Genomic DNA, 21,695 nt, shown 5'->3' with positions numbered 1-21,695 from the left:
CACCGACAAAGTGACAGGGGCTTTTTCATGGGCCTGATTCAGGCCTTGTCGCGAGCCAGCAGTGGTTTGAGGTAGTAGCCAGTGTGAGACTGCTTCATCTCGGACACGTCTTCCGGCGTGCCGACGGCAATGATCTGGCCGCCCTTGGAGCCGCCTTCCGGCCCCAGGTCCACCAACCAGTCGGCGGTCTTGATCACATCCAGGTTGTGTTCGATCACCACCACGGTATTGCCATGGTCGCGCAAGCGATGCAAAACATCGAGCAGTTGCTGGATATCCGCAAAGTGCAGGCCGGTAGTTGGCTCATCGAGGATATACAGGGTCTTGCCGGTATCGCGCTTGGACAGCTCGCGGGACAGTTTCACCCGCTGGGCTTCACCGCCCGACAGCGTCGTCGCCGATTGTCCCAGCTTGATGTACGAAAGGCCTACGTCCATCAGCGTCTGAAGCTTGCGCGCCAAGGCTGGAACCGCGTCGAAGAACACCCGGGCTTCCTCGATGGTCATCTCGAGGGTTTCGTGGATGCTCTTGCCCTTGTACTTGATCTCAAGGGTTTCGCGGTTGTAGCGCTTGCTCTTGCAGACGTCGCACGGGACATAGATGTCCGGCAGGAAGTGCATCTCCACCTTGATCAGGCCATCGCCCTGGCAAGCTTCACAGCGCCCGCCCTTCACGTTGAAGGAGAAACGCCCTGGCCCGTAACCGCGGGAGCGCGATTCCGGTACGCCGGCGAACAACTCGCGAATTGGCGTGAACAACCCGGTGTAGGTCGCCGGGTTGGAGCGCGGCGTGCGACCGATCGGGCTCTGATCGATGTCGACGACTTTATCCAGATGCTCAAGGCCCTTGATACTGTCGTGAGCCGCCGCTTCCAGTGTCGTTGCCCCATTGAGTGCGGTAGCGCTCAAGGGAAACAACGTGTTGTTGATCAGCGTCGATTTGCCCGAGCCGGACACGCCGGTCACGCAGGTCAGCAGGCCGATCGGAATCTCCAGGTCGACATTGCGCAAATTGTTACCGCGAGCACCCTTGAGGGACAGCGACAGCTTCTTGTTACGGGGTGTGCGTTTGGCCGGAACGGCGATCTTCACTCGACCCGACAAATACTTGCCGGTCAGCGAATCAGGGTGAGCCATGACTTCGTCCGGCGTACCTTCGGCAACGATATGTCCACCGTGCACACCCGCGCCCGGGCCGATATCCACCACATAATCAGCCAGACGAATCGCGTCTTCGTCGTGCTCGACCACGATTACCGTGTTGCCGATGTCCCGCAGATGCTTGAGGGTGCCCAGCAACCGGTCGTTGTCCCGCTGGTGCAGGCCAATTGACGGTTCATCGAGGATGTACAGAACCCCCACCAGGCCGGCGCCAATCTGACTGGCCAGGCGAATGCGCTGGGCCTCACCGCCGGACAGCGTGTCGGCACTGCGATCCAGTGACAGATAGTCCAGGCCCACGTTGACCAGAAACTGCAGGCGTTCGCGGATTTCCTTGAGGATCTTGTCGGCAATTTCGCCACGGCGGCCGGTCAGCTTCAGCACGCCGAAATACTCACAGGCGTCGCCGATTGGCAGATTGGTCACCGCCGGCAAGGTCTTCTCGCCAACCCACACGTGTCGCGCCTCGCGACGCAGACGAGTGCCACGGCAATCCGGGCAAGGCTGGGTGCTGAGGAACTTGGCCAGTTCTTCACGGACCGAAGCCGATTCGGTTTCGCGGTAGCGACGTTCCAGGTTCGGCACGATGCCTTCGAACGGGTGCGAGCGCTTGACGATGTCGCCCCGGTCGTTCAGGTACTTGAAGTCGACGTTCTGCGAGCCACTGCCGTGCAGGATGAATTTCTGCTGATCGGCCGGCAGTTCGTTGAACGGCACTTCGAGGCTGAACTTGTAGTGGGCGGCCAGCGAGCCAAGCATCTGGAAGTAATAGACGTTGCGCCGGTCCCAGCCGCGGATCGCGCCTTCGGCCAGGGTCAGTTCACCGTTCACCAATCGTTTGGTGTCGAAGAACTGTTTAACCCCCAAACCATCGCAGGTCGGGCAGGCGCCGGCCGGGTTGTTGAAGGAAAACAGTTTGGGTTCCAGCTCGCTGATGGCGTGGCCGCAAATCGGGCAGGCAAAGCGTGCGGAGAAGATGATTTCTTCGCCGGGCTCGTCGTCCATTGGCGCCACCAGAGCGATGCCGTCCGCCAGTTTCAGCGCGGTCTCGAACGATTCGGCCAGGCGTTGTTGCAGATCGGCGCGGACCTTGAAGCGGTCGACCACGACGTCGATCGAATGCTTCTTCTGTTTATCCAGCTTCGGCAACTCGTCCAGCTCACAGAGCTTGCCGTTGACCCGGGCGCGCACAAAGCCCTGGGCCCGCAGTTCTTCGAAGACCGAGAGGTGCTCACCCTTGCGCTCGCGGATTACCGGAGCCAACAGCATCAGTTTGCTGCCTTCCGGTTGCGCCAGCACCAGGTCGACCATTTGGCTGACGGTCTGGGCTTCCAGCGGAATGTCGTGGTCCGGGCAGCGCGGAATACCGACGCGAGCGTAGAGCAGGCGCAGGTAATCGTAGATTTCGGTAATGGTGCCAACCGTCGAGCGCGGGTTGTGCGAGGTCGATTTCTGTTCGATGGAGATCGCTGGCGACAGACCTTCGATGGTGTCGACGTCAGGTTTTTCCATCATGGACAGGAATTGCCGGGCGTAGGCCGACAGCGATTCGACATAGCGGCGCTGGCCTTCGGCGTACAGCGTGTCGAATGCCAGGGACGACTTGCCGGATCCGGACAGGCCGGTGATGACGATCAGTTTGTCCCGTGGCAGGGTCAGGTCGATGTTCTTCAGGTTGTGGGTTCGGGCCCCACGAATCAGGATCTTGTCCAAAGTGGCCTCGCTCGGCGGGCGTCGAAAACGTAGGAGTATACGGCCAAATACTGGATGGATGCACACTATCAAATGAGGGTCGCGCGGCCATGCATGAAGATTGCGTCATCTGTACGCGTCATAGCGTCGCGATATACCCCGTCAATCGATGGGACTGGTAGAATCGCCGCCGGTTCACATGAGGTTTTTCCATGCACGATCCCCACAGCGAACGCATGAGTGGCAGTGAGACCCGCGCAGCAAGCGGTCTGGCCCTGGTGTTCGCCTTCCGTATGCTTGGCATGTTCATGGTGTTGCCGGTGCTGGCGACCTATGGGATGGACCTGGCGGGCGCGACCCCGGCCCTCATCGGGTTGGCGATTGGCGCTTACGGCCTGACCCAGGCGATTTTTCAGATTCCCTTTGGCTTCATTTCCGACCGCATCGGTCGTCGTCCGGTGATTTACCTGGGGCTGATCATCTTCGCCCTGGGCAGCGTGCTGGCGGCCAATGCCGATTCGATCTGGGGCGTCATCGCCGGACGCATCCTGCAGGGCGCCGGGGCGATTTCTGCGGCGGTCATGGCGTTGCTGTCGGACCTGACCCGGGAACAGCATCGGACCAAAGCCATGGCCATGATCGGCATGACGATCGGTCTGTCGTTCGCGATCGCCATGGTGGTAGGGCCGTTGCTGACCCGTGCCTTCGGCCTCTCGGGGCTGTTCTTCGCCACCGGCGGCATGGCGCTGCTCGGTATCGTCATCGTGATGTTCATGGTGCCGCGCGCCACCGGGCCATTGCAGCACCGCGAGTCCGGCGTCGCCCGTCAGGCATTGATCCCGACGCTCAAGCACCCGGACCTGCTGCGCCTGGACCTGGGCATTTTTGTGTTGCACGCGATGTTGATGTCGAGCTTCGTTGCATTGCCCCTGGCGCTGGTCGAAAAAGCCGGTTTGCCCAAGGAGCAGCACTGGTGGGTGTACCTGGCCGCGCTGCTGATTTCCTTCTTCGCCATGATCCCGTTCATTATTTACGGCGAGAAGAAACGCAAAATGAAACGAGTTTTATTGGGCGCGGTGCTGACGCTGATGCTCACTGAGCTATTCTTCTGGCAGTTTGGCGATAGCTTGCGGGCTCTGGTGATTGGTACGGTGGTGTTCTTCACTGCGTTCAATCTGCTGGAAGCCTCCTTGCCTTCGCTGATCAGCAAGGTTTCACCGGCGGGCGGCAAGGGCACGGCAATGGGGGTTTATTCCACCAGTCAGTTCCTCGGTTCGGCACTGGGCGGGATCCTCGGCGGCTGGCTGTTTCAGCACGGCGGTTTGTCGGTTGTGTTCCTGGGATGTGCCGGGCTGGCTGCACTTTGGCTGGCCTTTGCTGTTACCATGCGTGAACCACCTTACGTCACGAGCCTGCGCTTGCCGTTGTCGCCCGAGGCGATCCGCGAAGCGGGTCTGGTTGAGCGCCTGAAGGCCGTCGTAGGGGTAACAGATGCGGTGATCGTTGCTGATGAAGCGGCGATTTACATCAAATTGGACACAGAACTATTGGATCGCACGACCCTTGAGCGCCTGGTGAACAACCCGGCCGAGGCAGCGTGCGTAGCCTAGGAGAACGTTATGGCCCGTGGGGTTAACAAAGTCATATTGGTCGGCACTTGCGGCCAGGATCCCGAAGTTCGCTACTTGCCTAACGGTAACGCCGTGACCAACCTGAGTCTGGCGACCAGCGAACAGTGGACCGACAAGCAAACCGGTCAGAAGGTCGAGAAGACCGAATGGCACCGTGTTTCGATGTTCGGCAAAGTGGCTGAAATCGCCGGCGAATACCTGCGTAAAGGTTCGCAGGTCTATATCGAAGGCAAACTGCAGACCCGCGAGTGGGAAAAAGACGGTATCAAGCGTTACACCACTGAAATCGTGGTCGACATGCAAGGCACCATGCAACTGCTGGGCGGCCGTCCACAACAGGGCGACCAACAAGGCGGGAATAACTACCAGCAATCCGCTCCAGCCCCACGCCAGCAGGCTCCGCGTCCGCAGCAGTCGGCACCGCAACAGTCGCGCCCGGCTCCACCGCAGGCTGCTCCGCAACCGGCTCCGGATTTCGACAGCTTTGATGACGATATTCCGTTCTGATAAAGCTGCTATCCAGTCAGTAATAAAAAAAGCGAAGCCAGTGATCTGGCTTCGCTTTTTTGTTGGCGCTGTTAACTGAATAAAGGGGTCACATTGGCCCGTGCCGAGTGCAGTTTTTTGTAGCTCTCGATCAAGCGCAAATGCCTGTCGAGCCCTTCCAGTTTCATGCTGGTCGGCATCAAGCCATGGAAGCGCACGCTGCCGTCTACCGATCCGATCGCTGCATCCATCCGCTCGTTGCCAAACATCCGGCGGAAGTTAGCCTCGTAGTCTTCCAGTTCCAGGTCTTCGTCCAGCTTCATCTCCAGCACCACATTGACCGCCTGATAGAACAAGCCGCGCTCAACCGTGTTGTCGTTGTACTGCAGGAACATTTCTACCGCTTCTTTCGCCTCTTCAAACCGCTGCAAGGCGAGATAAATCAGCAGCTTCAACTCCAGAATCGTCAGCTGACCCCAGGCGGTATTGTCGTCAAATTCGATGCCGATCAAGGTGGTGATGTCGGTGTAGTCGTCCAGCTCACTTTCCACCAGACGCTCAACCAGCGCTTGCAGCTCTTCTTCGTCCAGGCGATGCAGGTTCAGGATGTCGGCGCGGAAGAACAGCGCTTTGTTGGTGTTGTCCCAGATCAGATCGTCTACTGGATAAATTTCCGAATAGTCTGGCACCAGGATGCGGCAGGCCGTTGCACCGATATGCTCGTAGACCGCCATGTACACTTCTTTGCCCATGCCTTCGAGAATGCCGAACAAGGTCGCGGCTTCCTCGGCATTGGAGTTTTCACCCTGGCCGGAGAAGTCCCATTCCACGAATTCGTAATCCGATTTTGAGCTGAAGAAGCGCCACGACACCACGCCGCTGGAGTCGATAAAGTGCTCGACGAAGTTATTCGGCTCGGTCACCGCATGACCTTCAAATGTCGGCTGGGGCAGGTCGTTGAGGCCTTCGAAGCTGCGGCCCTGCAGCAATTCGGTCAGGCTGCGTTCCAGCGCCACTTCCAGGCTCGGGTGCGCGCCGAACGAGGCGAACACACCGCCGGTACGCGGGTTCATCAACGTGACGCACATCACCGGGAATTCACCTCCCAGGGACGCATCCTTCACCAGCACGGGGAACCCTTGCTCTTCCAGTGCCTGAATCCCGGCCAGTATTCCGGGGTACTTCGCCAGCACGTGAGCCGGCACATCCGGCAGGGCAAATTCACCTTCGATGATTTCGCGTTTTACCGCGCGCTCGAAGATCTCCGACAGGCACTGCACCTGGGCTTCGGCCAGCGTGTTACCGGCACTCATGCCGTTGCTCAGGAACAGGTTTTCAATCAGGTTGGACGGGAAATACACCACCTCGCCGTCGGACTGGCGCACGTAAGGCAGTGAGCAGATGCCGCGCTCTTCATTGCCCGAGTTGGTGTCGATCAGGTGGGAGCCACGCAGCTCGCCGTCGCGGTTGTAAATCTTCAGGCAGTACTCGTCGAGGATTTCGGCCGGCAGTGCATCTTTACGGCCAGGCTTGAACCAGCGTTCGTCCGGGTAGTGCACAAACGCTGCGTCGGCGATGTCTTCGCCCCAGAACTGGTCGTTGTAGAAGAAGTTGCAGTTGAGTCGCTCGATAAACTCGCCCAACGCCGACGCCAACGCGCCTTCCTTGGTCGCACCCTTGCCGTTGGTAAAGCACATCGGCGAGTGCGCATCGCGGATATGCAGCGACCACACATTGGGCACGATATTACGCCACGAGGCGATTTCAATCTTCATGCCCAGGTCCGCCAGAATGGCCGACATATTGGCGATGGTTTGCTCCAGCGGCAGATCCTTGCCCGCAATGTAAGTGTTCGCCTCTGAATGAGAAGCAGGCATCAGCAACGCCTGGGCGTCGGCGTCGAGGTTGTCCACCTCTTCGATCACAAACTCAGGCCCGGCTTGCACCACTTTTTTCACAGTGCAACGGTCGATGGAGCGCAGGATGCCCTGGCGGTCCTTGTCGGAGATGTCTGCCGGCAACTCGACCTGGATCTTGAAAATCTGGTTGTAGCGGTTTTCCGGGTCAACAATATTGTTCTGCGACAGGCGGATATTATCCGTGGGGATATTGCGCGTGCTGCAGTACAACTTCACGAAATACGCAGCACACAGCGCCGACGAAGCCAGGAAGTAGTCGAACGGACCCGGTGCCGAGCCATCGCCCTTGTAGCGGATAGGTTGATCGGCCACCACCGTGAAGTCATCGAACTTGGCTTCAAGTCGAAGGTTGTCGAGAAAATTGACCTTGATTTCCATGGGGGATTACCAGAATAGCGGCTAAACGAATGGCCGCCATTATCCGGCATTTGCGCAGTAAGTCTTGTAGGTGTCTGACGATATGTCGACACCAGTCCTTTTTAGTGGGCGATGGAGGGCTCAGTCGAGTATCAGATGCGGCAAGAACCGGCTCGAATCCTTGGTAATCAAGCTGTTGTCCTCACGCACGCCGATACCGGCTGCCTGATCCCCGATCACCCAGGAGCCGATCAGCGTGTAGCTGTCGCCAAATTTCGGCAGCGGGGCAAACTCCTGAAGGATAAACGGCGCATCAGTGTAGGGGCCGTCCTCTTTTACGATCAGACCCTCAGCGGTTTGCAGCTCAATGTTTGCGCCTTCCCGTGAGAAGAACGGCTTGCGCACCCAACCTTTGGGCACCGCTTTACTCGGATCGGAGTCCAGGTGCGCCGCGAGCAGGTTCGGGTGACCTTGGTTGAACTCCCATAGCAGCGGCAGGATGCCCTTGTTGGAGATGATGGATTTCCAGGGCGGCTCGAAAAACTGCGTGTCGCTCTGGGCAATTGCAGCGCCGAAGGGTTCGTGGAAGATGAACTCCCAGGCATGCAGTTTGAACAGGTGAGGGATCCAGCGATCTTCGAGGTCGACGAAACGTCCGTCACTGGTGAGGCCAATGTCTTCGATGTCGATGTGCCGCGATTCGATGCCGACCTTTTCCGCGACCAGGCGCAGGTAATCGGTGGTGCCCTTGTCTTCGACCGAGTCTTTCATCGAGGCGAAATAGAAGGGCTGTTTGAGCTGCAGTTGGGCAAAAGCCTGATGCAGCTTGGTGTCGATGCTGTTGAACTGGTCGGCGTGCCTGGGCAGCAAGCCACGTTCGATGCATTGCTCCAGCCAGCCCCACTGAAACGCCGCGGCCTCATACAGGCTGGTCGGCGTGTCGTAGTTGAGTTCCAGCAACTTGGCCGGTCCGCTGCCGTTGTAGGAGAAGTCCATGCGCCCATACAGGTGCGGGTGGCCTTCGAGCCATGAAGTGCGAACCATGTCGAAGAACGGCGCGGGGATGCTCAGGCGCTCCAGCAACTCTTCGCTTTGTACCACTCGCGCCACCAGGTCCATGCACATCTCATGAACCTCGGTGGTCGGGTCTTCGAGGTCGTTCTCGATCTGCTTGAGCGTGAACTGGTAGTACGCGCTCTCGTCCCAATAGGGTTCGTCGTCGATGGTATGGAACAGAAAACCGAGGCTTTCGGCGGTCTGTTTCCAGTCATGACGCTCTGCGAAGAGGATTTTCTTCATGGCCTTGTTCCCTTAGCTGCTCGAACCGCCAAAGCTCTTGCCTGATCCACCCCAGCCACTGCGTGCGCTGGCCTGGCTGCCGAAGCCGCCGCGGGAGGTGGACGATGCAACGGACACCGGCTTACTGCGGGTGATGGTGTCGGTGTAACTGCCACTGCTGCCGTAGCGCGCCTGATTGGACCTATTGAAGGTTGAACCTGACGATACCCGTTGACTGAGTGTCGAGGACGAGTAGTCACCGCGATCATCGCGATAGCGGTAGACCGGTTCGGAGTAGTAGCTGTTGCGGTTGCTGCTGAGCATGTTGCCGATCAGCAGCCCGGTCAGCAGGCTACTGCCGGAGAAGCCCGACCCTGCGGCATTCGCTTCCGATGCGGGCAATTTAGCCTTGGCCGCGTCCACTTCGGACTGCGTCACCTCGCCATCGGCACTCAGCTCGAAACCACCGAGCTTGGGGATGAATTTGCCGGCGGAATCCTGCTGGCACCAGTCGGCGACAAAGTCGGCGTCGCAATCAGCCTGGTTGTCGTACACCGGCGCAATGCTTCGATGCTGGGCCATGGCCTTCATATAAGCGTCAGAACAGATGTCGACCGGGAGCTTTTCATCGGCGCATTGCTGAACGGACTGGAAATTGTACTTTTTGTGTATCTCGTAGGTTTTTTCCGTCGGCCCGCAGCCTGATATGGCCATGGCGACCGATGCCGCCAGCGAGAGCTGAACGTACTTGCTTCGTTTCATCGCAATCTCCGTGGCGCAATCAGTTCTGGGAAGGGGTCATGCACGCGGCGTTCAACATGCCGACGCTGATGGCCACTGCCGCGACATAGATACCCGCTGCGATTTCGCCGTTCTTGATGCGTTCAGAGGCGCCTTTGAGCACCAGGCTGGTCACCAGGAACGCCAGCAGCTGTACGAAAGCGGCGATCACCGCCCAGACGACGAAGTCCAGAATGCTGATCGAGTAGGCGATCACATTGCTGGCCGGAATGGCGAATCCGATGATGGCGCCGCCCAGGGCGATGGCGGCCGCAACGTTGCCCGCACGGATCAACTCGAATTCCCGGTGCGGTGTGATGCGGGTGTAGATGAACTGGAACAGCGCGAACAACACGGCGGCGCCGAGGATGTACAAAACAAACCCGAGCACGGCGGCCTTGTTCAGGGAGATAGAGAGCGCTTCAAGCATGGACTTCTTCCTTTTTAAAAAGTGTTCAGGTCGGTGGTGTACAACGAAATACCCAGCGAAGTGCTCAAGCTGATGGTGCCTTCAGCGTCTTCTTCGACGGAAAACAGCAGGAATTCCCGGCGATCGGTCAGGCCGGTTTCGCGGGCGTACAACATCGAGCGGTGCCCGATGCTGTAGGTCTCATCTGGATTCTTCAGGTGTTCGCTCAACGGCACCAGTTCGGTCTGGCCGTTCTCGGTGCCCCATTCGCGGGTGTATTCGACACCGTTGAGGGTGTAGATCGGCAGCCCGATCAGGCTTTGAGGGCCGGCCAGCCGCCGCAGCTCCGCTTCACTGTTGATGGTGACGTAGCTGAGGTAGTTGAACAGGATCACCGACTCGACCTGCCCGGCGATGTCGCCGGTGGTGTGCACTTGCAGCCAGTAGTCTTCGTCGTTCATGTAGTAGCGCGACAACCAGTTCGACTGCCCGAGATCGACGGTGCCGGCGCTCCAGATCTGTTGGGAGCCAGGGATGGTCACGGTGGTGTTGCCGTCGAGCAGCAGCTTCAGGGAGGTGTCGAACATAACCTCTTTACCCAATGCCAGGCCGAGCGGGCCGCTGACTGGCAGGTTGTCGTTGGCTGTCCATTTCGATTCCGTATTCGCTTTCGGGGCCTCAAGCCCCATCAACTGTTTAAACCATCCCATTGGTGATTTCCTTGAGGCGAGTGGAGGCGATGTAGAAGAGTTCGCCGCCCTCGACGCGAGTGGCGCCGGGCGGGTTGATCGAAGGTTGTCGGGCACCTTTGGCGCGGTAGCCAATAAGGGTCGCGTTGTGGTGTTCTTTCATCTGTGCGTACAGATCGCCAAACGTTGCTTCGAAGGAGTCGGGCAGTCTCATCAGGTATTGGGTGGCACCTTGGCCCACGCACAGCAATTCATTGATGACCACTGACGAGCCCGGATCCTGAGAGGCGCGCACCAACATCTCGATGGCCATGCTTGAGGTGCATTCCAGGCTGGGCGCGTAGGCGCTGGCGAGCGCGGCGATTTCACTTTCATTGAAGTGGGCGACCACATGCCCGACCGGGCTCAGTTGATTGACCGCCAGCACGGTGGCCAGGGTCAGATCGTCTGAATGGGTGCGCACCAGCACGCGTTCGGCGCCAGGCACGCCGGCACGCAGCAAAAGCGCGACAGAGGACAGGCTTTCGCCTTTGATGAAGGCCGTCTTGCCCGGCATGGGGTTTTCTTCGAGGTCGCAATCGCAAATGACGATCAGGTTGTCATTGGACGTTTCGTCCTGCAGCAACAAGTCAATGACCCGCTCGCTGGACGCACCTTCCCAGCCGATGAGAACGGTGTGGCCAACCTTGCCGGTGAAATCGCCTTTGCCTTTCATGCCTTTCCTCCATACATCGATGACACTGCTGGTGGTTTTGCCGATGGCTGCCGTCAGCAGCGCAATGCCCCCGAGCATGACCCAGGTAGCCACGAAAATCCGTCCCGCGGCTGTCTGTGGCGCAAGATCGCCGTAGCCGACGGTGAGCGTGGTGGTGAGATAGAAGTAGGTGAACGTGGCGGGAGCGATGAGGTGTTGTTCGCCCAGAAACGCCAGGCCCAGCCAGGCCGTGCTCAGGTGTACGCCTAGCGCAATGGCCAGGCCGGCCCAGCCGAAGCGATGGAAGAAGGACGCCGCGTACGCGCGCAATAAAAGGAAAATCGACATTACATCCCTGACTCCTTGGGGGCTCATTCCTGGCGACGTAATCGCTCGGGTATCTAAGTGCTCGAGTGCGGTTACCGGGCGGCATTAAACCTGCTGCGCGGCGTAGATAACAGTACCTTGGCTGCAATATACCCGGCGATTGCAGCAAAAATATGCCCTTCGAAGGAAATGCCCCGGCGAGGAAGGAAGCCAACAACCAGCCCGCCATAGAGCAGGGCCACGACACTGGCGGTTATCAGGTTGCTCCAGCTCCTCTGGAACCAGGCGCGCGACAGGAGATACGCCCACAGCCCGAACACCCAGCCGCTGGCACCGATATGCACGCCGGCAAAACCGAACAGCCAGATCAGCGAACCGCCCAGCAAAATGATGATAGCGCTGACGGCCATGAACCGGTTGAGCCCTTCGGCGATGACCAGGGTACCGAGGATCAAAAAGGCGATCAGGTTGGCGCTCAGGTGAGCAAAGGATGTGTGCAGGAAAGGCGAGGTGATGATACCGACCAGTCCGTGCAAGGTTCTCGGAACCAGGCCGAAGGCGTTAAGGCTGTAGCCGGTCGCCACATTGAGCAGTTGCAGCACAACCATGAAGATGGCCAGGCCGGCGATTGTCTTGAAACCCTTCAGGGCATCCATCCTTGACCTCAATTCAGCAGTAAAGAAGGGCGATCAATTAATGCCTGCCAGTTAAGAAATAGAACAAGCACTGAGTAAAGTTGTGGCGAGGGAGCTTGCTCCCTCGCCACAGGGTCAGTGCACTTGACTGACTGGCATCAGGGCAATGAATGCCCTTTCTGCTGGGGTATTGCTTACTCGGCCGATTTTTTCTTCAGGCGTTCCAGGATCGCATTGGCGCTGCCTTCATCCGGCGTGATGCCGGCTTCGCGCAGTTTGCGCTCCAGGTCGGTGCCGGTCGACGCATCGGCCAGTTCGTCCTGGGCTTGCAGTTCAGCGGCGCGTTGCTGCTGCTTGGCCTGCAGGCGGTTCAGTGTACCGACAGCGGTTTCCAGCTTGCCGTTGGCGCCGCCACTGGCAATCGAGGCGCTGACCTGGGCTTTCTGTACGCTTTCACGAGCCTTGGCCATGTCCACTTGCTGGCGCAGGCTTTTGATGCGGTTTTCAGCCTTGGTGATGTCTTTGCGCATGTTGTCGGCGTAACCACCGAATTCGGCGGCCTGCTTTTGCTCGACATCCAGTTCATTGGTCAGGGTCGAAATGGCTTCGGCCACTTCCAGTGCCAGGTCTTCGCGGTTGGCCTGGATGGCGGCCAGGGCCTTGGATTCCAGGTCCTTGATCTTGGCGTTGTACTCGCTGACGCGGTCAGCCGACAGTTTGTGCTTGGCCATGATGGTGACCAGCTCACGCTTGGCGTTGGCCAGCGCGCTGTCAGCATCGCGAATTTCCTGGTCGAGAATGCGCAGGGCCTGTTGGTCGACGATCGATTCGCCGACTTCGTTGGCACCGCCACGCAACGCGGTGAACAATTTGCTCCAGATGGACTGAGTCATTGGATATATCCTGTTCCCGAATAATTAATTGAAGAAGCGTTCAAAGGCTTCGCTGGCGCGCTGGACGTTGTCGACGAGGGTTTTGATCTCAGTCACGACGTTGGTCAGGCTGGAGTCGGAGCTCAGCGCGCCGAACATGTTGTAAACGACCTGCCCGTTGGGCATGGACTCGATACCGATCGAGGACAGCGGGAACATTTCCCGGCTGCGCAGAACGGCGTCGTTGAAGGCCGGGACGTCGTTGATCGACTCGACATCGACCAGAACGGTATCGACGATGATCTGATCGCCAACCACCGCGATGTAAATCGGCAAGCCACCGAAATCGTTCATTTCCAGCTTGATGCTGGATTCGGAGCCTTGAACGAGGGAGAGGGTGATTTCGTTCGCAACCACTTCGTCGAGGGCCTGGAGGGCGCTGTAGAGGCGATCGATGTTCCAGTTATTACCTGCGCTCATGTAATTCTCCGACATGAATGAGCCAGCCAGAATCGGTTGGCGTAGCTGTTTCTCCATCTGCTTGAGCAGGCTTCGATTTTCGGGAAGCACCCAAGTCTCGTGTTTCACATAGCCGGCGGCACCCAGGCCCGCGCGCATCTGCTTCATGTAGAAGCTCGATGGTTTTTTCGCGGAGGGTTTCGAGCGCTCTCCCTTGCGGCTCGCTGAATCGGTAACAGACCCGGTAGGCGGATCTGATGGAGAGCTGCTTTTCATGGTGCTGATCCCGTTGTGAAAAACTCACGCGTGATAACACTACAGGCTATTTTTGCAGCCCTCAATAGCTCACGCGTGAGATTTTTTCGACGGTTGCGCAGGTGTATGAAAAAGAAGGGAAGCAGCATAATTCCGGTCAGTTAAGCGCAATCCTGTGGAACGGGCTTCTCATCTAACCAGCCAGAAAGTCATCGGTGGACACCACGCTGGCATAGGCGAAACCCAGGGCTGACATGAAGGCGGCGTGAACGTGTGCGGCCGGGACGGTAACGCCGTTGAACTCCAGGTCGAGGGTGGCACAGGCGTCGTGGATCACCGTGACCGTGTAGCCGAAGTCTGCTGCGGCACGGGTGACGCCGTCGATGCACATGTGGCTCATGCTGCCGACGACTACCAGGTGTTCGATACCTTGCTGGTCGAGGATGTCCTTGAGTTCGGTTTCGCGGAACGCGTTGACGAAGTGCTTGAGCACCACCGGTTCATCGGCGCGGTTGAGGACTTTGGGGTGCAGCTTCGCGCCGTCGGAGCCCGGGGTGAAGAACGGCGCGGCGTCGGAGGTGAACTCGTGGCGGATGTGTACCACCGCGTCACCGGCCTCGCGAAAGGCCTGGATCAACCGTGCAGCGTTGTCTGCGGCGGCATCGGCGCCTGCCAAAGGCCACTTGCCCTGAGGGAAGTAGTCGTTCTGGATATCGACTACGATGAGTGCTTGCTTGGTCATGAGTGTTTCCTCGAAGTGCTTGTTGGGTGTGATTCAAGTATCAGGTTTTGCAGGCCGTCCGAGGATTGGCCGCACCGACAATAGAAGGGGGAAAACTGACAATGGGCGTAGAAAGGGCAGTCGTCGAATTGGGCGTGCTGATCTATCCCGGCGCGCAGATGGCGGCGGTGCATGGGCTGACGGATCTGTTCGGGGTGGCCAACCGGATTGCCGCCGAGCATCAGACGGCGCAGTTGCCGTTGTTGCGGATCAGCCATTGGCGGGTCGAGGGCGATCAGGCGCCCGATCGGGTCTACGACAGTCAACCCGGTCCGGACGGCGCGCTGGTGGCGGTGTTGATCCCGCCTTCGATTGGGGGTTTTTCCAAGGGTCAGGCACCGCAGGGACTGATTCGCTGGATTCGTCAGCAACACGCCAGCGGCGCGACCCTCGGCGGAGTTTGCGTGGGTTCTATACTGTTGGCCGAAAGCGGTCTGCTCGACGGTCGGAGCGCCACCACCCACTGGACCTCGGCCAAAGCCTTCGCCGAGCGTTATCCGGCGATCAAACTCAAGGCCGACACGCCCATCGTCGATGACGGCGATCTGATCACCACCGCCGGGCTGATGGCCTGGTCAGAGCTGGGGTTACGGCTGGTGAACCGCTTGCTGGGGCCGAGCATTGCCACCAGCACGGCACGCTTTCTGGTGGTGGAGCACAGCGACAGCGCGAGCGAATGCGGCAGTAATTTTTCACCGATTCTCAGCCATGGCGATGCCTCGATTCTCAAGGTCCAGCATTGGCTGCAAAGCACCGGGGCGGTCGATGTCTCGCTGGCGGCAATGGCCGAACGGGCGGGGCTGGAAGAGCGCACCTTCCTGCGGCGATTCCGTGCGGCGACCGGGTTGAAACCCACCGAGTACTGCCAGCACCTGCGCGTCGGCAAGGCGCGCGAGATGCTCGAATTCACCAATGGCACCATTGATCACATTGCCTGGACCGTGGGTTATCAAGACCCGAGTGCTTTTCGCGCGACGTTCAAAAAGATTACCGGGCTGGCGCCGAGTGATTACCGGACGCGGTTTGGCGTGACGCCGCCAGTCGTGGTGGCCCGGTAGCCAGAGCACACCAGATCAAAAAATGTGGGAGGTTTGAGTCGTGCAAAATACCTGAGTCCTGAAGGGCGTCGTGCAGAATCAAACAGGCGTAATGCCATTACTGTCTGGGCAACCGGCTGATTTAACAGTCGTTCTTCATCAGCCGCCATTGGCCTGATCCCTGCACCCCTCCAGCTACATTTATCCAACGCAGATTGAAGGGGACCCCATGACCCCAACAAGTCGCAAGAAACTGGTACTCGCCCATTCGGTACGGCCCGATGCTCCGCTGCACGAAGTCGAAACCAATCGCGCCCTAGCCCGCTGGCTGGCGCAGATCGTCGGGCTCGAATACGGCGGCAGTTACGACCCCCAATTGCACAGCAACCGTGACCTTTATCTGTTGCCGACCCAGACGCTGGTGGGCGCCGCTACCGCCCGGCGGCTGGGCGTCAAAGGGCCGGAGGATTTGTGGGGCGGTTACGTCGACCACGATTTCATCTGCACCAAAGCCATCAGTCATGGCTTGTTGAACCGCTATGCGTTCGCGCCTGAAGGCTGGTCGCCGTTGTTTTCCGAACGGGTGCGCAACGTCGTGCTCGACGGCCTCAGCGTGTTCTCCCAGGACGATGCGCGCCCGGCAGCGGAACACCTGCTCTACAGCGGCCCGATCCGCATCAAGCCTATTCACGCCTGCGCCGGGCGCGGTCAGGAAGTGATCAAGAGCATCGACCAGTTCGACGCCATCCTCGCTCGCCCCGATGCCAAGGCACTGTTCACCGAAGGCGTGGTGCTGGAACAGGACTTGACCGAGGTGATGACCCACAGCGTCGGCCAAAGCTTCGTCGGCGACAAAGTGCTGAGTTATTGCGGTGATCAATACTTGACCGAAGACGCTCAGGGCGAGCAGGTTTATGGAGGGTCCAACCTGTTGGTGGTGCAGGGTTATTACGAGGACCTGCTGGCGCTGGAACTGCCGGATGAGGTGAGGCTGGCGATCCAGCAGGCACAGGTATTCGACAGTGCGGCGGATGAGGCCTACCCCGGTTTCTATGCTTCGCGGCGCAACTACGACATCGCCCAGGGGCTGGATTGCAACGGTCGACAACGCAGCGGCGTGCTCGAACAATCCTGGCGTTTGGGCGGTGCCAGCAGCGCCGAAGTCGCGGCGTTGCAGAGCTTCGTCAACGACCCCGGCCTGCGTGCGATTCGCGTGTCCTCGGTCGAAACCTATAGCGATCAAACGCTGCCGGCGAACGCCATCGAGGTGTACCGCGGGCCGGCGGAACACAGTGACTTTCTTCTCAAGTACGTAACGGTCAAATCCTATGACGGCTAGAAGCGAAACCATTCAGATCGACATCGACGATGAACAGATGAGCGGGACCTTCCTCAGCCCCAAATCGAAAGTTCCGGGTGTGCTATTTGTCCACGGTTGGGGCGGTAGTCAGGAGCGCGACCTGGAGCGCGCCAAAGGCATTGCCGGGTTGGGCTGTGTGTGCCTGACGTTCGACTTGCGTGGCCATACCGGCGGAACTGGCATTCCGTTGTCCCGGGTCTCCCGCGAAGATAACCTGCGCGACCTGCTGGCGGCCTACGACCGCTTGCTCTCCCACCCGGCGCTCGACACCTCCGCGATCGCGGTGGTCGGCACCAGTTATGGCGGTTATCTGGCGGCGATCCTGACGACGTTGCGTCCGGTGCGCTGGTTGGCGCTGCGGGTGCCGGCGTTGTATCGCGACGACTTGTGGCACACGCCCAAGCGTGAGTTGGACAAAGCCGACTTGCGCGACTATCGCGGCACGCTGGTGCGCGCCGACAGCAATCGCGCGTTGCACGCCTGCTCGCAATTCACCGGGGATGTGTTGCTGGTGGAGTCCGAGACCGATGCCTATGTGCCCCATGCGACGATCATGAGTTACCGCGCCGCGTGCCAACAGACTCACTCGCTGACTCACCGGATCATCGATGGTGCGGATCACGCCTTGAGCGACCCGGTTTCGCAGCAGGCGTACACCTCGATCCTGGTGGGTTGGATCACCGAGATGGTGGTGGGTGAGCGGTTGAGCATCATTCAATCGAGTTGAGAGAGGCGGTGGTCTTGCGGTCGTTCGCGGGCAAACCACATCTCACCGAGGTTTCTTCGAGATCCGCAACGACTTGGCCTTGGCTTCCACCACCAGGTACATCACCACGGTTATCAGCAGCGGCAGAATGAAATAGATCGCCCGATAAGCGATCAACCCCGCCACCAGGCTGCCCCGTGACACCTCGTGCTGCAGCAGCGCCACGAACACCGCCTCCAACACACCGAGCCCGGCCGGGATATGGGTGATGACCCCGGCAATGGCGCTGATCAGCAACACACCAAGCACCAGCGGATAGTCCAGTTTGCTCGGCAGCAACGTGAAGATCACCGCCGCCATCAGCGCCCAGTTCAGTGCGCCGAGGGCCAGTTGCAGGATTGCCATGCGCAGCGACGGCAGAATGATATCCACGCCGCGAACCGACCATTTCCGGCGCCTGGAATACCGGCAGGCCGCCAGATATCCCATGCTCAACAGCAGCAACAAAATCCCTACGTCTTGCAGTGCATTGCTGCTCACTTTCCAGCCCGGCGGCATTCGCATCATGCCGCTGCTGAACACCGCGCCGGCAATCACCATGTAGCCGAACCAGTTGGTCGCCAGACTCAGCCCGAGGATTTTTGCGATGTTGCCTTTGCTCACGCCGAGCCGCGAATACAGCCGATAACGCATGGCGACGCCGCCGACCCAGGCGCTCAGGTTGAGGTTGAAGGCATAGCTGATGATCCCCACCGGCAAGATCTGCCGCCAGGTCAGGTTCTGCCGGATGTAGGTGCGCCCGATCAGGTCGAAACAGGCGTAGACCAGAAAACTTGCCAGGGTCACACCTGACGCAATGATCAACGTGCGTACTTTGAAATCAGCCAGGGTATCGAACACTTCGTTCCATTCGATGCGCTGGGCGAGCATCGTGAACAACACGATCAGCGCCAGGAAAAACAGCATCGTCAGCGGTCTTTTCCAGCGGTGCCAGTGGTGTTTGCCCGGCGTGTCGGAGTGCGGTGCAGGCTGCGCTTGGGAATGGCTCATGCCTTGGCGCTCCCGGGTGGATGGATGAAGGGCTTCAGGCGTGGTTTATGCGCCGGCAACCAACCGGCCCATGCGGGGAAATGCCGCAGGAAGTGAAACACCAGAAAGCCGATGGTCATGTCCCAGATCCGCCCGCGAGGGGCTGTGTCCACCGACATGACCTTGCAATGGTTGCTGCTCAACTCGTCGAGACGCTCGTACAGATCGCGGTTGAAGGCACGGTCGCGGATCAGCACGTTGGCTTCCAGGTTCAGGGACAGGCTCAGCGGATCGAGGTTGCTTGAGCCGACAGTGCTCCAGTCCTCGTCGACCAGGGCGACTTTGCCATGCAGTGGGCGGTCGCAATATTCATAGATCACCACCCCGGCCCGCAGCAGGTAATCGTAGGTCATGCGCGCGGCGAGTCTGGCCACCCGCAGGTCAGGTTGTCCCTGAAGAATCAGGCGCACTTCGACCCCTCGGCGTGCCGCATTGCGGATCTCCCGCAGCAGCCGATAGCCGGGGAAGAAGTAGGCATTGGCAATTACCACGCGCCGCCGGGCAGTGCGCAGTACCTGTAAATACACCTCTTCGATATCTTTTGGGTGTTCTGCATTGTCGCGATACACCAGTCGCACCTGGCCGTCATGATCGTTGACCGCCAGTTCAGCGTGCCTCTGCCGGCGACGTTGCCACCAGTATTTGGCTCGGGCCGGACGGCCGCTTTGCAGGAGGGCGAAGTGATGAATATCGGCCACTGCCGGGCCTTGCACTTCAACCGAATAATCCTGCTTGGCCTCGGGGCCGAAGTCGGCCAGATGGTCGGCGGAAAAGTTGATTCCGCCCAGGAATGCAATCGTGCCGTCGACCACCACAATCTTGCGGTGCAGACGGCGAAACCAGTTGGTGCGGATGCCCAGGTGAAGCGGGGCGGGGTCGAATATTTGCAGGCGCACGCCTGCGTTGCTCAGGGCGGCGAGGAACGGCGTACTCAGTTCGCCACAACCAAAGCCGTCGAGACTGACCGTGATACGCACGCCACGTTGCGCCGCTTCAATCAGGATCTGTTGAAGCTCATTGCCGACCTTGTCCTCGAACACAATGAAGGTTTCCAGGAGAATTTCACTCTGGGCCTGGCGCAGCACTTCAAACACCCGTGGAAAGTACGCCTCACCGTTTTCCAGCAACTCGACCCGGTTGTTACCGTGCCAGCCGTATTCAACATCAGTCACCGCGGGCTCGCGCACGGGGGGAGGTGGGGAGACATGTTCGACCGTGGTTTTTTCCATCGATGGGCTGCTCATAACTCGATCTCCACCGACAGGGGCGCATGGTCCGAAAGATGTGACCAGGGGCGTGCCGCCAGTACTTGTGGATGGCTGGCCTTGAGATGGCGCACGTAGATGCGGTCCAGGCGTAACGCCGGCAAACGCGCGGGGAAACTGCGCGCCGGTTTGCCATGCTGCTCGACAAAGACCTCACGCAAACCGCAAGGCTTGAGCAACGCATCGGCGCGCAGGCGCCAGTCGTTGAAGTCGCCGGCGACGACCACCGGGGCATCTTGCGGTAACTCTTCCAGGCGTCGGATCAACAGCTTGAGCTGTGCCGTCCGGTGGCTTTCGCGCAGCCCCAAATGGACGCAAATGGCATGCACTTCCCGGCCATCGCCGGGCATCCGCAACACGCAATGCAGGATTCCACGGTTTTCATGGCCGCTGATGGACACGTCGAGGTTGTCGTGGCGAATGATCTGGAATTTCGACAACAGTGCATTGCCGTGATCGCCCGCCGGGTAGACCGCGTTGCGCCCGTAGGCGAATTGCGGCCACAGGCTATCGGCAAGGAATTCGTACTGGGGCATCGCCGGCCAATTGTTGTAGCGCTGGGGATGCTGTTCGTGGGTGCCATGGACCTCCTGCAAAAACACCACATCGGCGGACACACTGCGCACCGCTTCGCGCAACTCGGGCAGGATGAAGCGCCGATTGAGTGCGGTGAACCCCTTGTGGGTGTTGACCGTCAGCACGGTGAAGCGGCTCACGGCATTGATGATGGGTTGCTGTTCATCCGTCCCACCGACCGGTTCGGGAATGCTCATGGCAGCGCTCCTTCGGCAACCGGCTCGCCAGGGGCAGTGACCAGGTCTTTATCGAGATGCAAACGCTCAAGCAGGCGTCGAGCATCGAAGGGCGCGCGGACTTTGATGTCGTTATCGAAATAGCAGAACACTTCCCGGGATCTGCGAGTCTTGGGTTTTTGCCGGGGCGCGATCAATTGCGGATCTGCCGGTTGCTGGCCGTGATGCCAGGCCTCGATCCGCTCGCTCCAGCGTTGCAGCGCTTGAGGGGTGTAACCGCTGGCGTAGAGTTCTTCGGCACCGTGCAGGCGCAGGTAGACGAAATCGCTGGTGAGGTCTTCGCGGTACGGCCATTTGCCGGCGGTGTCGGCAATCACCAACGCGGTGTTGTAGCGTTTGAGCAGCCGGACGAAGGCCGGATCGACGAAGCTTTCGTGGCGAATTTCCACGGCATGGCGCACCGGTTTTTTGCCGTAGGCCTTCATGCTGGCGTGACCGTTCAGACGTGGTTCGTGCTGGCGGGCGAGGGCGGCGGCCTGTTCGGTGTCGTGGGGCAGTTGTTCAAGGAAGTGTTCAAACAGCTCCGGGTCGAATTTGAAGCTGGGCGGAAACTGCCAGAGGATCGGGCCGAGTTTTTCCTTGAGCTCCAGCACTCCGGAGGCGAAGAAATTCGCCAGGGGTTTATGGATCTCCCGCAGGCGCTTGATGTGGGTGATGAAGCGCGGCGCCTTGACGCTGAACACGAAGCCCGCCGGGGTTTCGGCGTACCACTGGGCGTAACGTTCGGGGCGTTGCAGGGCGTAGAATGATCCATTGATTTCGATGCTATTGACCGCCCGTGACGCGAATTGCAATTCGCGTTTGTGGGTCAGCCCCTTCGGGTAGAAGGCTCCCCGCCAGGGCGTGTAGCGCCAGCCTGAAATACCGATATGAATCGCCGCCATGTCGCCTCCCATCCTCGGACAGCCCTGTCTTTTGATGACTGCCAGGCGTGTGAGAAAGTTTCGACGGGGCTACGGACGGGCAAAAGATTGCAGCCTTCGGCAGCTCCCACAGGCGCGC

General features: G+C 59.4%; 20 protein-coding genes. 5 read left to right on the top strand and 15 right to left on the bottom strand.

Features of this window, described 5'->3' with window-relative positions; translation table 11 throughout:
- Nucleotides 1-38: 38 nt before the first annotated feature.
- The gene (gene uvrA, locus PSH69_RS26655; RefSeq protein WP_018925658.1) at nt 39-2,873 is read right to left on the bottom strand and encodes an excinuclease ABC subunit UvrA; all 2,835 of its coding nucleotides are present in this window, start codon (nt 2,871-2,873) and stop codon (nt 39-41) included.
- 191 nt (nt 2,874-3,064) lie between these two features.
- Between uvrA and PSH69_RS26650 the strand changes: the two genes are divergently transcribed.
- Together PSH69_RS26650 and PSH69_RS26645 are read left to right on the top strand one after the other, a co-directional pair.
- Nucleotides 3,065-4,462: an MFS transporter gene (locus tag PSH69_RS26650; RefSeq protein ID WP_305410289.1), complete on the top strand. Its 1,398-nt coding sequence runs from the start codon at nt 3,065-3,067 to the stop codon at nt 4,460-4,462.
- A gap of 9 nt (nt 4,463-4,471) precedes the next feature.
- Nucleotides 4,472-4,990: a single-stranded DNA-binding protein gene (locus PSH69_RS26645; protein ID WP_064620707.1), complete on the top strand. Its 519-nt coding sequence runs from the start codon at nt 4,472-4,474 to the stop codon at nt 4,988-4,990.
- A gap of 71 nt (nt 4,991-5,061) precedes the next feature.
- Here PSH69_RS26645 and PSH69_RS26640 read toward each other — a convergent pair whose 3' ends face one another.
- The 10 genes from PSH69_RS26640 to PSH69_RS26595 all read right to left on the bottom strand — a co-directional run bounded on the left by PSH69_RS26640 (nt 5,062) and on the right by PSH69_RS26595 (nt 14,385).
- A complete protein-coding gene (locus PSH69_RS26640; protein ID WP_305410288.1) occupies nt 5,062-7,266 on the bottom strand; it encodes an OsmC domain/YcaO domain-containing protein in 2,205 nt (734 codons plus the stop codon).
- 120 nt (nt 7,267-7,386) lie between these two features.
- A complete protein-coding gene (locus PSH69_RS26635; protein ID WP_305410287.1) occupies nt 7,387-8,544 on the bottom strand; it encodes a glutathionylspermidine synthase family protein in 1,158 nt (385 codons plus the stop codon).
- Between the two features lie 12 nt (nt 8,545-8,556).
- Complete coding sequence (locus PSH69_RS26630) at nt 8,557-9,285, bottom strand: DUF1190 domain-containing protein (RefSeq protein ID WP_018925662.1); 729 nt, start codon at nt 9,283-9,285, stop codon at nt 8,557-8,559.
- A gap of 19 nt (nt 9,286-9,304) precedes the next feature.
- On the bottom strand, nt 9,305-9,733 hold the full coding sequence (locus tag PSH69_RS26625; protein ID WP_018925663.1) for a DUF350 domain-containing protein: 429 nt from the start codon (nt 9,731-9,733) through the stop codon (nt 9,305-9,307).
- A gap of 14 nt (nt 9,734-9,747) precedes the next feature.
- On the bottom strand, nt 9,748-10,422 hold the full coding sequence (locus PSH69_RS26620) for a DUF2491 family protein (RefSeq protein ID WP_305410286.1): 675 nt from the start codon (nt 10,420-10,422) through the stop codon (nt 9,748-9,750).
- A complete protein-coding gene (locus PSH69_RS26615) occupies nt 10,409-11,443 on the bottom strand; it encodes an ion channel (RefSeq protein ID WP_305410285.1) in 1,035 nt (344 codons plus the stop codon). Before PSH69_RS26615 ends, PSH69_RS26620 begins: the two co-directional genes overlap by 14 nt.
- A gap of 71 nt (nt 11,444-11,514) precedes the next feature.
- Nucleotides 11,515-12,078, bottom strand: coding sequence for a rhomboid family intramembrane serine protease (locus tag PSH69_RS26610; protein WP_305410284.1), 564 nt, complete (start codon nt 12,076-12,078; stop codon nt 11,515-11,517).
- 173 nt (nt 12,079-12,251) lie between these two features.
- Entirely contained in the window at nt 12,252-12,950 is a 699-nt protein-coding gene (locus PSH69_RS26605; protein WP_305410283.1) for a PspA/IM30 family protein, read from the bottom strand.
- Nucleotides 12,951-12,974: 24 nt separating this feature from the next.
- Nucleotides 12,975-13,556 carry a YjfI family protein gene (locus tag PSH69_RS26600; RefSeq protein WP_018925667.1) on the bottom strand — a complete coding sequence of 194 codons (582 nt, stop codon included), beginning with the start codon at nt 13,554-13,556 and terminating at the stop codon, nt 12,975-12,977.
- A gap of 280 nt (nt 13,557-13,836) precedes the next feature.
- Complete coding sequence (locus tag PSH69_RS26595; RefSeq protein ID WP_305410282.1) at nt 13,837-14,385, bottom strand: cysteine hydrolase family protein; 549 nt, start codon at nt 14,383-14,385, stop codon at nt 13,837-13,839.
- A gap of 101 nt (nt 14,386-14,486) precedes the next feature.
- Between PSH69_RS26595 and PSH69_RS26590 the strand changes: the two genes are divergently transcribed.
- From PSH69_RS26590 to PSH69_RS26580, 3 genes are all read left to right on the top strand, one after another.
- The gene (locus tag PSH69_RS26590) at nt 14,487-15,482 is read left to right on the top strand and encodes a GlxA family transcriptional regulator (RefSeq protein WP_305410281.1); all 996 of its coding nucleotides are present in this window, start codon (nt 14,487-14,489) and stop codon (nt 15,480-15,482) included.
- A gap of 208 nt (nt 15,483-15,690) precedes the next feature.
- Complete coding sequence (locus tag PSH69_RS26585) at nt 15,691-16,800, top strand: DUF3182 family protein (protein ID WP_305410280.1); 1,110 nt, start codon at nt 15,691-15,693, stop codon at nt 16,798-16,800.
- Nucleotides 16,790-17,548, top strand: a complete 759-nt coding sequence (locus PSH69_RS26580; RefSeq protein ID WP_019650842.1) for a S9 family peptidase — start codon at nt 16,790-16,792, stop codon at nt 17,546-17,548. Before PSH69_RS26585 ends, PSH69_RS26580 begins: the two co-directional genes overlap by 11 nt.
- 42 nt (nt 17,549-17,590) lie before the next feature.
- Here the strand turns inward: PSH69_RS26580 and PSH69_RS26575 are convergent, their stop codons facing one another.
- Genes PSH69_RS26575 through PSH69_RS26560 form a run of 4 tightly spaced genes read right to left on the bottom strand, consistent with a single transcriptional unit; the run spans nt 17,591 to nt 21,577 of the window.
- Nucleotides 17,591-18,577: a lysylphosphatidylglycerol synthase domain-containing protein gene (locus tag PSH69_RS26575; RefSeq protein ID WP_305410279.1), complete on the bottom strand. Its 987-nt coding sequence runs from the start codon at nt 18,575-18,577 to the stop codon at nt 17,591-17,593.
- Entirely contained in the window at nt 18,574-19,860 is a 1,287-nt protein-coding gene (gene clsB / locus PSH69_RS26570) for a cardiolipin synthase ClsB (protein WP_305410278.1), read from the bottom strand. Before clsB ends, PSH69_RS26575 begins: the two co-directional genes overlap by 4 nt.
- Nucleotides 19,857-20,654, bottom strand: a complete 798-nt coding sequence (locus PSH69_RS26565) for an endonuclease/exonuclease/phosphatase family protein (RefSeq protein ID WP_305410277.1) — start codon at nt 20,652-20,654, stop codon at nt 19,857-19,859. Before PSH69_RS26565 ends, clsB begins: the two co-directional genes overlap by 4 nt.
- Entirely contained in the window at nt 20,651-21,577 is a 927-nt protein-coding gene (locus PSH69_RS26560) for a DUF72 domain-containing protein (RefSeq protein ID WP_305410276.1), read from the bottom strand. The genes PSH69_RS26565 and PSH69_RS26560 overlap by 4 nt, the downstream gene beginning before the upstream one ends.
- Nucleotides 21,578-21,695: the final 118 nt, after the last annotated feature.

The sequence above is a fragment of the Pseudomonas sp. FP1740 genome (assembly GCF_030687165.1).
GTDB lineage: Bacteria > Pseudomonadota > Gammaproteobacteria > Pseudomonadales > Pseudomonadaceae > Aquipseudomonas.
The sequence above is the reverse complement of the archived record's forward strand: the minus strand, read 5'-3'. Positions and strand labels throughout refer to the sequence as shown.

What these genes read in the sequence shown, in the direction of transcription:
- PSH69_RS26625 (WP_018925663.1), bottom strand. Translation starts at nt 9,733, where the DNA reads ATGCTTGAAGCGCTCTCTATCTCCCTGAACAAGGCCGCCGTGCTCGGG.
- PSH69_RS26565 (WP_305410277.1), bottom strand. Translation starts at nt 20,654, where the DNA reads ATGAGCATTCCCGAACCGGTCGGTGGGACGGATGAACAGCAACCCATC.
- PSH69_RS26580 (WP_019650842.1), top strand. Translation starts at nt 16,790, where the DNA reads ATGACGGCTAGAAGCGAAACCATTCAGATCGACATCGACGATGAACAG.
- PSH69_RS26635 (WP_305410287.1), bottom strand. Translation starts at nt 8,544, where the DNA reads ATGAAGAAAATCCTCTTCGCAGAGCGTCATGACTGGAAACAGACCGCC.
- PSH69_RS26560 (WP_305410276.1), bottom strand. Translation starts at nt 21,577, where the DNA reads ATGGCGGCGATTCATATCGGTATTTCAGGCTGGCGCTACACGCCCTGG.
- PSH69_RS26630 (WP_018925662.1), bottom strand. Translation starts at nt 9,285, where the DNA reads ATGAAACGAAGCAAGTACGTTCAGCTCTCGCTGGCGGCATCGGTCGCC.
- PSH69_RS26615 (WP_305410285.1), bottom strand. Translation starts at nt 11,443, where the DNA reads ATGTCGATTTTCCTTTTATTGCGCGCGTACGCGGCGTCCTTCTTCCAT.
- PSH69_RS26600 (WP_018925667.1), bottom strand. Translation starts at nt 13,556, where the DNA reads ATGAAGCAGATGCGCGCGGGCCTGGGTGCCGCCGGCTATGTGAAACAC.
- clsB (WP_305410278.1), bottom strand. Translation starts at nt 19,860, where the DNA reads ATGAGCAGCCCATCGATGGAAAAAACCACGGTCGAACATGTCTCCCCA.
- PSH69_RS26595 (WP_305410282.1), bottom strand. Translation starts at nt 14,385, where the DNA reads ATGACCAAGCAAGCACTCATCGTAGTCGATATCCAGAACGACTACTTC.
- PSH69_RS26640 (WP_305410288.1), bottom strand. Translation starts at nt 7,266, where the DNA reads ATGGAAATCAAGGTCAATTTTCTCGACAACCTTCGACTTGAAGCCAAG.
- PSH69_RS26575 (WP_305410279.1), bottom strand. Translation starts at nt 18,577, where the DNA reads ATGAGCCATTCCCAAGCGCAGCCTGCACCGCACTCCGACACGCCGGGC.
- PSH69_RS26610 (WP_305410284.1), bottom strand. Translation starts at nt 12,078, where the DNA reads ATGGATGCCCTGAAGGGTTTCAAGACAATCGCCGGCCTGGCCATCTTC.
- PSH69_RS26605 (WP_305410283.1), bottom strand. Translation starts at nt 12,950, where the DNA reads ATGACTCAGTCCATCTGGAGCAAATTGTTCACCGCGTTGCGTGGCGGT.
- PSH69_RS26590 (WP_305410281.1), top strand. Translation starts at nt 14,487, where the DNA reads ATGGGCGTAGAAAGGGCAGTCGTCGAATTGGGCGTGCTGATCTATCCC.
- PSH69_RS26645 (WP_064620707.1), top strand. Translation starts at nt 4,472, where the DNA reads ATGGCCCGTGGGGTTAACAAAGTCATATTGGTCGGCACTTGCGGCCAG.
- PSH69_RS26585 (WP_305410280.1), top strand. Translation starts at nt 15,691, where the DNA reads ATGACCCCAACAAGTCGCAAGAAACTGGTACTCGCCCATTCGGTACGG.
- PSH69_RS26650 (WP_305410289.1), top strand. Translation starts at nt 3,065, where the DNA reads ATGCACGATCCCCACAGCGAACGCATGAGTGGCAGTGAGACCCGCGCA.
- PSH69_RS26620 (WP_305410286.1), bottom strand. Translation starts at nt 10,422, where the DNA reads ATGGGATGGTTTAAACAGTTGATGGGGCTTGAGGCCCCGAAAGCGAAT.